Raw genomic sequence first — 12,896 nt, forward strand, 5'->3', positions numbered from 1 at the left:
GGCGGTCATCGACGCCATCCGCGAGGCGGCCAGTTCGATGGCCAAGGGTATCCCGTCCAGGCGCTGACAAATCTCGGTGACTGCGGCAGCTTCATCGTCGTCGGCCATCGAGAAGCCCGACGCAATGCCTTGAGCGCGTTCGACGAACAGCCGCACCGCCGCGGAATCGATTCCGGCTGCCGCGTCCAGCGAGCGCACCGGCCGAACCTGTTCGTCGGGGGCTCCGAGTCCCTCGCGGCTGGTGGCCAGGATTCGCACGGTCGCCGAGTGGGCGAGTATTGCTTCGATCAAGTCGGCGGCGGCGGTGAGAACGTGCTCACAATTGTCGATCACCAACAACCGGACCCGGCCCTCTAACGTGGCGGCCACCGACTCAGTGACGGTCTTTCCTGGTTGTTGGATGATGCCCAGCACCGCCGCCACCGCATCGGGCACCGCCGCTGGATCAGTCACAGCTGCCAACTCGAAAAGCCAAACACCGTCAGGAAACTCGTCAGCCAGGTGCGCCGCGACTTCCACCGCGAGGCGGGTCTTGCCGACCCCACCCACGCCGGTCAGCGTCACCAACCGATGCGCCTTGACCGCCGCTTCGATCTCTGCAACCTCGGACTCACGTCCGATCAAGCTGGTGGTCGCGGGCCGCAGATTCCCCGGGGTTGTATCGAGCGCCCGCAGGGGCGGGAACTCTGTGCGCAACCCCTCGGCTTGTACTTGGAACACCCCGACCGGCATCGGTACATCGCGCAGTCGTCGCGGACCCAGATTCACGAGGTTCACTCCGCCAAGCAAACCCGCCGTCGACTCAGCCACGAGAATCTGACCACCATGCCCGGCGGCCATTACCCGCGCCGCACGATTGAGCACTGCACCGAAGTAGTCCCCATCGCGCAGTTCGGCTTCGCCGGTTGCGATGCCCATCCGCACCGGCAACTCCAGCTCCCGCTGTGCGGCCACCGCCGCGTCCACCGCTGACGTGGGCGAGGAAAAGGCAGCGCATACACCGTCACCGGTGTGCTTGAACAACCAGCCGCCATGCGCCGCAATGGCCCCACGCAACACCTGATCGTGGGCGGCCAGCGCCGCTCGCATCTCGTCGGCGTCGGCTTCCCACCGACGGGTTGAACCCTCCACATCGGTGAACAGAAAGGTCACCACCCCTGTAGGCGGCACCCCCGCGGCCACCCGCAAAGGATGTCACATAAAGCCCTGTTCAGGCCGCTATTCGCAACCGACGTTCACCGGCACGTGCGGCGATTCACCCCCCATTCCTTCTCGCCAGCCTAGGTTTGGTTCTTGTGACGACGCTTTCCGATGGTTTTGATGTGCGGCGCAACGCTGGCTGGTTGCCGGCCGAGCAGGATGACCTGGAGTCATGGCTGACCGGTCACCGGCAGCGGGTGAAGGAGCGGGGCGCAGACGTGAAGCTGCATCCCGTGATCACCGAATTTCAGGAATTGATCGACTCTGACCCCGTGGTGCGTATGTACATCGAGCGGATGATTGCCGAGGTGCCGCATGGCCGGTCGTACAGCGAGCGTCACCTCCAGAGCGTCGAGCAGATGTTGCGCTTGATCAACGAGGTGCTGACGATGGCGCCGGAATTCGGCGACAGCATGGTGATGACGCCGCTCGGCGCGATTCTCGACTGGACGATGGGCACTCCCGCCGGGTTTGCCGCGTACCGCGATCCGCGGGTCAACGAGATGCTCAAGAAGATCCTGACCGCATGGTGCGCATTTCTCGACAGCGCCGACTCGCTGTATGTGCTCAATGATTCGCCGTCCGGCTGGAAGTGCGCCGAGGCCCAGCGGGCAATCGGCATCGAACAATTCGAGTATGACCCGGCTGATGAGCACTGGGGCTTTGGGTCATGGAATGACTTCTTCACCCGGCGCTTCAAGGAAGGTCATCGCCCAGTCGCCTCGCCGGACGACGACAAGGTAGTCGTCAGCGCTTGCGAGTCCATGCCGTACCGCATCGCCATGGGCGTCCAGCAACAGGATCGCTTCTGGATCAAAAGCCAGCCGTATTCGCTGCAGGACATGCTGGGCAACGACGACTCCGTCGAGCGTTTCGTCGGCGGCACCGTATACCAGGCGTTTCTGAGCGCGACCGACTATCACCGTTGGCACAGCCCGGTCGGCGGCACAGTTGTGCGAGCGTTCAACCTGCCGGGAACGTACTTCTCAGAGGCCGATACCGAAGGCAAAGAAGCGGTCAATCCGCCGGTCTCGCAAGGCTATTTGGCGCATGTCGCGGCGCGCGCGGTCATCCTGATCGAAGCTGACGATCCGGTCATCGGGCTCATGGCTTTCGTCGGGATCGGTATGTCGGACGTGTCGTCGTGCGTGATCGATGATCACGTCACGCCGGGTCACCACCTGGCGAAAGGTGACGAACTGGGTTACTTCCAGTACGGCGGTTCGACGTACTGCCTCGTCTTTCGCTCCGGCGCCATTGCCGACTTCGCCGTCGCGGCCCTTCCCCAGCCGGACAACCCCAATGCGCAGCTCGTGCATGTCCGCTCGAAGGTCGCGATCGCCAACACGTAGGCTTGATGCTCTGGCGGCGTCGGTAACCCCTTCATTTGAACCAGTCACCCACAGGAGCCATCACGTCAAGCGCCCGACCCAACATGCTGCAGTACATCGCGTACTCGTACACGCAGCGACGCTTGCCCGACTCGATGCGCGATTGGGTCGCCGACGATTTAGCCGGTAAAGGAGCGGTCCGCCGGTTCATGTTCCGGGCGGCGATTCCGCCTCTGTTGGTCCTCGCACCGTTCTGGCTGCTGCCCGCCGAGAACGCGCTGTACGTGCACTTGGAGATGACGGTGCCCATCTATGTCTGGGCCTTGTTGGTTTCACTTGCGCTGAACAAGGTATGGCGGCGCCACCGGCTGGCACAGCATGGACTGGACCCGAATCTGGTTGATGCGATCAGGCGCCAAAAAGACGCAAAGATGCACGAGAACTACATTCAGCGCTACGGCCCGCGCCCCCAAGAGGCCGAGTGGCAGGCGAACAGCAATCCGTTCTTCTAGATCACCGGCTGAAAGCAGACCAATCGATACCGATTGATTGCAGGTAGATTCGCGAGCATTCGGAACCCCGTTGAGCCGCTACAAACAGCTCGCTGGGATCAGAGCTGTATTTGACGTCCACATACTGGGTGACTGTTGTATCACTCTGCGGGACGCGTGGTGTCTCACCATCGGAAATCGTTGCCGCATAATCGCTTAGGTGCAGTGTGCAAGTGTCGCGTTCCGCGCTTCGCTCACCTATTTTGTCGCCGACTTTGACTTCGACACCAAGCTTCGTGGGTCCAACACGACGGGCAGCGTCGACCTCAGTCTCGTTTTCTTTCAACGTTATTGCCGGAAACCCCCACAGCCCAGCCAGCGGCCCGTCCTCGTCCTCGGGACGTTTGACAATCAGAAACTCAGCTTTATCGTTCTTGATTACCAGCGCGACAGAATGCTTGTGCGGCTTCATTGCTGTGATTTTATGAGTAACTTGTTAGCGTGCCCAGGGCTTGAGTCCTGTCGGCGGCTGCCGATGGGAGATTAACCACGATGAAGGTCGCGATCCTCGACGACTACCAGAACGTCGCGCTAGCCATGGCCGACTGGTCAGCGGTCGCGGCCCGGGCCGAGATCAGCGTCTTCCACGACCATCTCGCCGATCCGGACGCCGTCGTCGAGAGACTGGAACCGTTCGACGTGGTGTGCGTCATGCGCGAGCGGACACCGTTGCCCCGCAGTACCATCGAGCGGTTGCCGCGGCTCAAGATGATCGCTTCCACCGGGCCGTTCAACGCCTCCATCGACGTCGCGGCCGCCGAGGAGCGCGGCATCTATGTGAGCACCACCGGCGGCTACCTCGAGTCCACGGTCGAGTTGACTTGGGCGCTCATCCTTGCCGCCGCACGCAACATCGTGGACGAGACGCTGTCCGTGCGTGCCGGCGGATGGCAGACCTCGGTTGGCCGTCAGCTCGGCGGCGCGGTGCTCGGCGTGCTCGGCCTGGGCCGCATCGGCACCCGGGTGGCACGGGTCGGCGCCGCCTTCGGCATGCACGTCATCGCGTGGAGCACTAACCTGACGCCGCGAGCCGCCGAACAGGCCGGGGCCACGTACGTCTCCAAGGACGAACTGTTCAGCCGGGCCGATGTGCTCACCATCCATCTGGTGCTCAGCCAACGCACCCGCGGCCTGGTGGGCACCGCCGAACTTGGCCTGATGAAGCCGTCGGCGTTGCTAGTCAACACCTCGCGGGGGCCAATCGTGGACGAGCAGGCCTTGATCGAGGCATTGCGGTCGGGTGCGATCGCCGCTGCGGGACTCGACGTGTTCGACATCGAACCACTGCCGCCCGGGCACCCGTTGCGCTCGCTGGACAACGTGATCGTCACCCCGCACATCGGCTACGTCGCCGACCGGGTCTACCGGACGTTCTATGGCGAGGCCGCCGCCAAGATCGCCGGCTGGCTCGCTGAGCTCAGCGGGCCTGGCAGCTGAGGCGTCATCTGTTGGCGCCCGGCGTGCTTCCATCCTGCCGATCACCAGCATCACAATCGCGGCGAGCGCCCAGCCCAGCAGGATGTCGATGACGTAGTGCTCGGCCGAGTACACCAGAGCAAACGCCATGGTCACCACGTAAGCCAGCAGCAGCGCACGCCAGCGCCACCGGACCCGGCGCCACAGGAACATCGCCACCAGCGCAGATAGCCCGGCATGCAATGACGGAATCGCGGCCACCAGGTTCACGCTGGCCTGTCCCGAGTCGATCAGGACTCCTGCTGATTGCAGGTGCAGCGTGCCCCAGCCGCGAGTGGAGATCCGCTCCACGAACTGGTTGGCGCCCGGCTGGCTCAACTGCATGGCACCCAGCAGCCCGCCGTCGGGAACACCAGCCGGGTGCCGGAACATGCATGCCGGGTAGGACGGGCGATCGGCGACGTCGCTGGCGGTGCAGCGGGCCGCCGCCCAGGGCGGCGCCGCCGGCAAGACGACATAGACGACCAGCGCTGCAAACGACAGCGTGAGAAAACGCCACGTATACGCTTTCCATTCGTCTCGGTCGCGCAGCCACAACAACCCGGCGACCGCATACGGCACGACGAAAAACGACATGTAGACCGTGCTGATGATCACTTCCCACCACGGTGGCTGCGGCATCTTGAGGTGCTCCTGCAACCAGACGGTCGGCATGACCCCGAAGAACAACCATCGGTCGATCGCCGGCTGCAGCTGCCAGAGAGTGGGTGCCCCGACCAATGTCGCCGCGCCCCGGCTCAAGTCGTACAGCAGCAGCACCACGGCGAACGGCAGCCAGTCCCGAACCACCAGCAGCACCTTGCGGCGCCGCCCGATGCTCGCGGCGATCAGTCCGGTGGCGATGTAGACCAGCAGCCACTCGCGGTTGAATGCCACCCCGGCAGTACAGCTGCGGTACACCACAACAAGCGCCCAGGTCGTGACCGCCAGGCGGCGCGCGATGGTCAGTCGACGGTCTTGGGGCGTGGCGGTGTCAGGTTGTGGTTCTGTCGAGCCAGCGTGTCGGCCGCGTATACGTCGAAGGAGCCTGGCGACTACGGACTGTGATTCGCGCCTGAACACCTCGGTGTTGCGGTCGGTCGTTAATGGCACCAAAGCAGACTTCCCACCCACGATGGAACACACGCGGGTCCATCTTGCCTTGCCCGACGGGCGCGTTGTCACCCGACATGCCGGATCGGTTCAGGCGCGGTTTGCCTATGCGTTACCTGTGCGCCGCGGTGCAGCCGGTGATCGTGTGTCCGACTCATCCGATGGGTGACGACTCAGGTGTGCCGTTGGTGCAGGGCACGCACCGTGTCGATGGTGTCGGCCTCGGCTGGGCCCTTGTCGTCGCGGTAGCGCAGCACCCGCGCAAAGCGCAGCGCCAGCCCGCCTGGATACCGTGGCGAGACCTGGATTCCGTCGAATGCGACTTCGACGACCTGTTCGGGTCGCAGCTGCACGACATAGCTGTCCGTCGGGCCAGTGGCCAACTGCAGAAACCGCTGGGTTTGCCACTCGAGCATGGCGTCGGTCATCCCCTTGAACGTCTTACCGAGCATCACGAAGCCACCGGTGGCCGGATCCCGCGCCCCGAGATGGATGTTGGAGAGCTTTCCGAGGCGCCGCCCTGAGCCCCACTCCACGGCGAGCACGACCAGGTCGAGGGTGTGCACCGGTTTGACCTTCAGCCACGCCGCGCCGCGGCGGCCCGCTTCGTACGGCGCGGTCGGCGACTTGGCCATCACCCCTTCGTGGCCGGCGGCCAACGTCGCGTCCAGGAAGTCGGCGGCCGCAGACCGATCCGAGGTGAGCAGCCGATCGACGCGGTGCCGGGGTGGCACGATCTCGTCGAGTGCGGCGATCCGGTCGCTGGTCGGAGCGTCGAGCAGGTCGACGCCCTCGCAGCGCAACATATCGAAGAAGAACACCGACAGCGGCTGTGCGGCGCGGGCGGCCGCGACGTTGACCGAGCGCCCGAACCGTGACGCCGTCACCTGAAATGGGTGTGGCCGGTAGTCGGCCCGCAGCGCGATCGCCTCGCCGTCGGCGATCAGCTCGCTGACCGGCAAGGCCAGCGTCGCTTCCACCACCTCGGGCAGCCGGGCGGTGACGTCGTCGAGGCTTCGGGTGTAGACGGTGACCTCGTCGCCGGCCCGGTGAATCTGCACCCGAGCCCCGTCCAGCTTCGCCTCGAAAAGCGCTGTGCCGCCAAGTCTTTCGAGCGCATCGCTGATACCGGTCGCCGTCTGCGCCAGCATCGGACCTACTGGCCGGCCCACTCGCAGCGTGAACGCTTCCAGCGCCGCGGCCCCGCCGGTGAGTCCGGCTGACGCCACCGCGGGCAGATCGCCGCCCAGCATCGCCGCGCGACGCACCTTTTGCGGCGGGATCCCGCTGGCGCTGGCGACGGCGTCGGCCATGATGCCGGCCAGCGCGCCCTGGCGCAGGTCACCGCTGAGCAGCCGCCGCAGAAAGGTCTGCTCGGTCTCGGTCGCGGCGGCGAACAGCCGGGCGACGAGATCTGCCCGCCGCGCCTGTGACCCCTTACCGGATACTGCGCCGATCTCCGAGAACGCGGCATCGACCTCGGCCACCGTCAGCACCGGATGCGCTGCGGGTGGCGGTAAGGAACGCAAAGCGGCCCAGCCGACGCCGATTTGGCGTTGCGGGAGTTCGCCGGAGAGCCAGGAAACGACGATCGCGACCAGCCGGGGATCGGGCGCGGCGCGGTCCAGCAGCTCGGCGATGCGCGCGACCTTGGCGCGGCGCGCAGATGCACCGGCCACGTCCAGCGACGTGGCTGCCACGTCGATCAGCAGCACAGCTCAGCTTTACACGGCTGGCGACAACTGCTAAGTCGGCCCGCGATAGCGTGCTTGAGACCCGGGGCGATCAGACCCGATCGGACGAGGAGGTTTGAATGGAGATCAACGGCAAGAAGGTGGTCGTCATCGGCGGCGCCTCCGGTATGGGGCGGGCCAGCGCCGAACTACTGGCCGCGCGCGGCGCCAGCGTCGCGATACTTGACCGCGAAGGTTCCGACGGCAAGGAAGTTGCCACTGCGCTCGGCGGGCCGTTCTACGCGGTGGACGTCACCGACTTCGCCGGCACGGAAAAGGCGTTACAGGCCGCGGTCGACGATCTCGGCGGACTGCACGTGAGCGTGACGACGGCCGGCGGCGGCATCGCCAAGCGCACGCTGACCAAAGACGGTCCGCACGATCTCGAATCGTTCCGCTCGGTCGTGGATCTGAACCTCATCGCCACCTTCAACATCAGCCGGCTGGCGGCCTGGCACATGAGCAAGAACGAACCCGAGGACGAGGAACGCGGCGTCATCATCAACACCGCCTCGATCGCGGCGTTCGAGGGCCAGATCGGCCAGGTCGCCTACACCGCGGCCAAAGCGGGCATCGCCGGCATGTGCCTGACCATGGCGCGTGACCTCGGATCGCTGGGCATCCGGGCATTGGCGATTGCGCCCAGCCTGTTCGCGACCGGGCTGACCAAGGGCATTCCGGACGAATATGCCACCGCGCTGACCAAAGACGCCGCGTTCCCCAAGCGCCTCGGCCGGCCCGAAGAGTTCGCCAAACTGGTTGCAGCCATCGTGGAAAACCCGATGCTCAACGGACAATGCCTGCGGCTCGACGCGGGACAACGATTCGCGCCCAAGTGATCTCGTCACCGCCGAACAGAAGCCAGGGTCGCGATCTTCAGCCAGATCGCAGCCGTGGCTGCTGCTTCGTGGCGCTGACCGGCAGCTAGGCGATTAAGTACACTCAAACCACCGCCCGTCCCGCCAAGGAGGAGGGCCCTCGAATGGGTATCGCACTGACCGACGACCATCGCGAACTCGCCGAGGTGGCCCGCGGGTTCTTGACGTCCCAGAAAGCGCGCTGGGCCGCCCGGGCCCTGCTCGATTCGGCTGACGAAGCTCGACCGCCGTTCTGGCATGAGCTCGTCGAGCTGGGCTGGCTCGGCCTGCATATCGACGAGGAGCACGGCGGGTCTGGGTACGGCTTGCCCGAACTGGTGGTGGTGATCGAGGAGCTGGGCCGGGCGGTGGCGCCGGGACCGTTCGTGCCGACAGTGATCACGTCGGCGGTGATCGCGCACGCCGGGACTGCGGAGCAGAAGGCGCGGTTGCTGCCCGGACTGGTGGACGGAAGCGTCATCGCCGGCTTCGGCTTGGATAGCGAAGTCGCCGTCGAGGGCGGGGTCGCCAACGGCGAGGCCGGCGTCGTGTTGGGCGCGGGGCTGGCTGACCTGCTGCTGATCGCCGCCGGTGACGACGTGCTGCTGCTGGACCGCGGCCGCGACGGCGTGTCGGTGCACGTACCCAAGAACACCGATCCCACCCGGCGCTCCGGGCGCGTCCTGTTGAAGGATGTCAGCGTCGGCGTCGACGACATCCTGGAGGGAGCCCGCGAATCGGCGCTTGCCCGCGCGCGAGTGCTGACGGCCGCCGAAGCGGTCGGTGGGGCAGCGGATTGCGTCGAGGCGGCCGTCGACTATGCGAAAGTGCGCCAGCAATTCGGCCGCACAATTGCGACCTTCCAGGCAGTCAAGCATCACTGCGCAAACATGTTGGTGGGCGCTGAGTCCGGGATCGCCGCGGTATGGGACGCGGCCCGCGCCGCCGGCGAGAATGAAGAGCAATTCCGGCTGATGGCAGCAGTCGCTGCGGCGCTGGCCTTTCCGGCCTATGCGCGCAACGCCGAACTCAACATTCAGGTGCACGGCGGTATCGGGTTCACCTGGGAGCACGATGCGCATCTGCATCTGCGCCGTGCTCTGGTGCTTAGGGCCCTGTTCGGCGGTGACGCGCCCGCAGGAGATGTCTTCGACCGCACCGCTGCTGGCGTCACCCGCGCCAACAGCCTGGACTTGCCGGCCGAGGCCGAAGAGTTGCGCAAGCAGATCCGCGCCGATGCCGCCGAAATCGCCAAGCTGGATAAGAAGAATCAGCTGGGGAAGCTGATCGAGACGGGCTACGTCATGCCGCACTGGCCCAAGCCCTGGGGGCGGGCCGCCAACGCGGTCGAGCAGCTGGTGATCGAACAAGAGTTCACTGCGGCAGGCATCAAGCGGCCCGACTACTCGATCACCGGATGGGTGATCCTCACGCTGATCCAACACGGAACCGATTCGCAGATCGAACGATTCGTGCTTCCGGCGCTGCGCCAAGACGAGGTCTGGTGCCAGCTGTTCTCCGAGCCTGACGCCGGGTCCGATGCGGCGGGTATCAAGACCCGCGGCACCCGGGTCGAGGGCGGCTGGAAGGTCAACGGGCAGAAGGTGTGGACCAGCGGCGCACAGTATTGCCGTCGCGGCTTAGCCACCGTGCGCACTGATCCGGATGCGCCCAAGCATGCCGGCATCACCACGATGATCATCGACATGAAGTCGCCTGGCGTAGAGGTGCGGCCGCTGCGTCAGATCACCGGTGGATCGGAATTCAACGAGGTGTTCTTCAACGACGTGTTCGTCCCCGACGAAGACGTCGTAGGGGAACCCAACGCCGGATGGACCGTGGCACGAGCGACCCTGGGCAACGAGCGGGTCAGCATCGGCGGCGGCGGCTCGTTCTACGAGGGCCTCGCGCCGCAGCTGGTGCAGTTGGCTCAAAAGCACGCAGACCGCTTGGGGGGCGCGGCGATTCGCGTCGGCACCTTCTTGGCGGAGGATCAGGCGCTGCGGCTGCTCAACCTGCGCCGCGCCGCCCGCAGTGTCGAGGGCGCGGGTCCTGGGCCGGAAGGCAATATCACCAAGCTGAAGTTGGCCGAGCACATGGTCGAAGGTGGCGCGATTGCCTCCGCGCTTCTAGGGCCGGACATCGCGCTGGCCGAAGGTGCCGGCGGGCTGATCGCGCGCATGGTGATGGGCGCCCGCGGTATGGCGATCGCCGGCGGGACTTCGGAGGTGACCCGCAATCAGATCGCCGAGCGGATTCTCGGTATGCCGCGCGACCCGTTGATCAAGTAGGGCTGTGGCTGCGCGAGCAGACGCAAGAGACCTTCAGAATCAAGGGGTTTGGGTGCTTTTGCGTCTGCTCGCGCCGGTGACCGGTGCGAAAACTGGCATAAACTGCGCGTCGGGGCCGGTGCCCTGTGGCTCGAATCGGACTTCGACGGGCATTCCGCACACCACCGAATCAGGGTCGCAGTCAACGATATTGCTGGCAAGCCGCAATCCCGGCTGCTCGGCGAGCTCGACGATCGCGATCACGTACGGTGTGGGCACCGCGGGGTTATAGGGATGGAAGTTCACCGTGTAGGTGAACACCGTGCCGCGGCCAGACACCGGCCGGCCGACCAGCGCGCCGCCGCAGTGCGGGCACTGTCCGGGCGCGGGACGAATCCACCGCGCGCAATGGTCGCAGTACTCGATAAGCAGTTGCCCGTCGGCGTCGCGTGCCCACACGGCGCGGTCGCCAGGAAGCATGCGCGGAGGAGGCGACGATTGCGGCTCTGTCGACACGCCCAATACAGTACACTCTATTCCTCGTGGGCTTTGGCGGGCGGAGCTGATGCGGTACTTCGAGAAGGACGCGATCCTGTCGGGCGTCGGCATTTCGCGAATCGGCCGGCGCACCGGCATTCCCGGGCTTGAGCTCACACTGGAAGCAACGCGCGCAGCGATCGACGACGCCGGCTTGACGCCCCGTGATATCGACGGTATCGCCACCCTGGGCGATACGCCGGCCGACGAGGTCAGCGCCGCGTTTGGCATCGAACCCGCTGATTGCGGAACCGGGTTCGGCACCGGTGGGCTGTTGAGTCCGGTGATGTCGGGCTGCCTGGCGGTGGCCGAGGGCCGGGCCCGCCACGTGCTGGTCTACCGCACCGTCCAGATGATCGGGGGCACAGTGCCGACGTCGCCGTCGTCGGCGAATGCCCCTCGGCCCGCGCTGGCGCGGATCGTCGAATCGCACGGCGACGGTGATCGACCGCTTGTCGGCCCGATGGACGATGTGGGCGAACTCGTTGCAGCGCATGCTTATTCGGCGGCTAACTGGCTGGCGCTGAACTGCCGGCGTCACATGCAGCTGTATGGAACCACCAAGGAGCAGCTGGGTTGGCTTGCCATCAACAGCAGGCGCAATGCCGCGCTGAATCCGCTTGCGGTGTACCGCGAGCCAATGACGATGGACGATTACCTGGCGGCGCGGCCGGTGTCCTCGCCGTTCGGACTGCTCGACTGTGACGTGCCTGTCGACGGCTCGATCGCCGTGGTGGTGTCGGCCGCCGAGTATGCCCGCGACTGCCCCCACCGCCCGGTGGCGGTCGAGGCGATCGGCGGCTCCAACGGCGCCGGTGGCTGGTTCCACCGCGACGACTATCCGAAGATGGCGTCGGCAGACGCTGCGGCGCAGATGTGGTCGCGAACCGATCTGCGGCCCGAAGATATTCAGCTTGCCGAGTTGTATGACGGGTTCACCTTTCTCACGTTTGCCTGGCTGGAAGCCCTCGGCATATGCGGCGACGGCGAGTCCGGTCCTTTTGTCGAGGGCGCCACTCGGATCGCCCGTGACGGCGAATTGCCGTTGAATACCTACGGCGGCCAGTTATCTGCCGGGCGCATGCACGGCTACTGGGTATTGCATGAGGCGTGCCTGCAGCTGCGCGGCGATGCCGATCAGCGACAGGTGCCGAGGCGACCTGAGGTAGCCGCGGTGGCGGTGGGCGGCGGCCCGATCGCCGGCTGCATGCTGCTGACATGCTGAGCTCTCTTGCGGCAGAGGATGGCAGCTGAGCCGCGGATGGCCGGTTCGGCAACCGGTTTGGGATCCGACACGCAGCAGCCGGACAAACGGGCCGTGAAGATCGCTCGCCGCATCGAAGCCGATATCATTCGCCGTGGTTGGCCGATCGGCGAATCGTTGGGCTCCGAACAGGCTCTGCAACACCGCTATCGGGTGAGTCGCTCCGTCCTGCGGGAAGCCGTTCGCCTGGTCGAGCACCACCGTGTCGCTTGCATGCGTCGTGGGCCCAACGGCGGGCTATTGGTCACCGAACCCGACGCAGCACCGGCAACACGGGCCGTCGTCATCTATCTCGAGTACCTCGGTGTCACGCTCGGCGATCTGCTCAACGCGCGTCTACTGCTGGAACCGTTGGCCGCGGCTCTGGCCGCAGAGCGGATCGACGAGGTCGGCATCGACCGGCTCCGCGGAGTTCTGCAAGCCGAAGAGCACCGAGCGTCCGCAACTTCCCGGGATGAATTCCATGTGGCACTTGCTGCGCATTCGAAAAACCCGGTGCTGCAACTGTTTATCGATATCTTGATGCGGCTGACTGTGCGGATTGCGCACGGTTCGCGGCCGGATACCGACCGCGAGGCCGCTGAG

11 protein-coding genes and 1 pseudogene are annotated in these 12,896 nt (G+C 65.6%); 7 read left to right on the forward strand and 5 right to left on the reverse strand.

The window, feature by feature from the left end:
• On the reverse strand, window positions 1-1,188 hold a 1,188-nt coding region (locus VFA16_RS01210), incomplete at its 3' end, for an ATP-binding protein (protein ID WP_324966061.1).
• Window positions 1,189-1,295: 107 nt separating this feature from the next.
• Here VFA16_RS01210 and VFA16_RS01215 point away from each other — a divergent pair.
• Window positions 1,296-2,552 (forward strand): phosphatidylserine decarboxylase family protein, encoded by a 1,257-nt coding sequence (locus tag VFA16_RS01215; protein ID WP_324966062.1) that lies wholly within the window; start codon window positions 1,296-1,298, stop codon window positions 2,550-2,552.
• 83 nt (window positions 2,553-2,635) lie between these two features.
• Window positions 2,636-3,043 (forward strand): DUF5313 domain-containing protein, encoded by a 408-nt coding sequence (locus VFA16_RS01220; protein WP_324966069.1) that lies wholly within the window; start codon window positions 2,636-2,638, stop codon window positions 3,041-3,043.
• A 1-nt stretch (window position 3,044) separates the two neighbouring features.
• Here the strand turns inward: VFA16_RS01220 and VFA16_RS01225 are convergent, their stop codons facing one another.
• Window positions 3,045-3,494 carry an NUDIX domain-containing protein gene (locus VFA16_RS01225; RefSeq protein ID WP_324966063.1) on the reverse strand — a complete coding sequence of 150 codons (450 nt, stop codon included), beginning with the start codon at window positions 3,492-3,494 and terminating at the stop codon, window positions 3,045-3,047.
• A gap of 80 nt (window positions 3,495-3,574) precedes the next feature.
• Between VFA16_RS01225 and VFA16_RS01230 the strand changes: the two genes are divergently transcribed.
• A complete protein-coding gene (locus VFA16_RS01230; RefSeq protein ID WP_324966064.1) occupies window positions 3,575-4,519 on the forward strand; it encodes a D-2-hydroxyacid dehydrogenase family protein in 945 nt (314 codons plus the stop codon).
• A gap of 42 nt (window positions 4,520-4,561) precedes the next feature.
• Here VFA16_RS01230 and VFA16_RS01235 read toward each other — a convergent pair.
• A pseudogene (locus tag VFA16_RS01235) lies at window positions 4,562-5,722 on the reverse strand (phosphatase PAP2 family protein); the annotation flags it as partial.
• Between the two features lie 101 nt (window positions 5,723-5,823).
• The gene (locus VFA16_RS01240; protein ID WP_324966065.1) at window positions 5,824-7,365 is read right to left on the reverse strand and encodes an ATP-dependent DNA ligase; all 1,542 of its coding nucleotides are present in this window, start codon (window positions 7,363-7,365) and stop codon (window positions 5,824-5,826) included.
• A gap of 98 nt (window positions 7,366-7,463) precedes the next feature.
• Between VFA16_RS01240 and VFA16_RS01245 the strand changes: the two genes are divergently transcribed.
• Both VFA16_RS01245 and VFA16_RS01250 read left to right on the forward strand, forming a co-directional pair.
• A complete protein-coding gene (locus VFA16_RS01245) occupies window positions 7,464-8,222 on the forward strand; it encodes an SDR family NAD(P)-dependent oxidoreductase (RefSeq protein WP_083088373.1) in 759 nt (252 codons plus the stop codon).
• Window positions 8,223-8,365: 143 nt separating this feature from the next.
• The gene (locus VFA16_RS01250) at window positions 8,366-10,531 is read left to right on the forward strand and encodes an acyl-CoA dehydrogenase (protein WP_324966066.1); all 2,166 of its coding nucleotides are present in this window, start codon (window positions 8,366-8,368) and stop codon (window positions 10,529-10,531) included.
• A gap of 39 nt (window positions 10,532-10,570) precedes the next feature.
• Here the strand turns inward: VFA16_RS01250 and VFA16_RS01255 are convergent, their stop codons facing one another.
• Window positions 10,571-10,990, reverse strand: a complete 420-nt coding sequence (locus VFA16_RS01255; protein ID WP_324966070.1) for a Zn-ribbon domain-containing OB-fold protein — start codon at window positions 10,988-10,990, stop codon at window positions 10,571-10,573.
• Window positions 10,991-11,075: 85 nt separating this feature from the next.
• On the opposite strand from VFA16_RS01255, the gene VFA16_RS01260 reads away from it, so the two are divergent.
• Window positions 11,076-12,272, forward strand: coding sequence for a thiolase family protein (locus VFA16_RS01260; RefSeq protein ID WP_324966067.1), 1,197 nt, complete (start codon window positions 11,076-11,078; stop codon window positions 12,270-12,272).
• Window positions 12,273-12,290: 18 nt separating this feature from the next.
• The coding region (locus tag VFA16_RS01265; protein ID WP_414687608.1) for a FadR/GntR family transcriptional regulator at window positions 12,291-12,896 on the forward strand (606 nt) is incomplete at its 3' end.

Source organism: Mycobacterium sp., from assembly GCF_035653355.1.
GTDB lineage: Bacteria > Actinomycetota > Actinomycetes > Mycobacteriales > Mycobacteriaceae > Mycobacterium.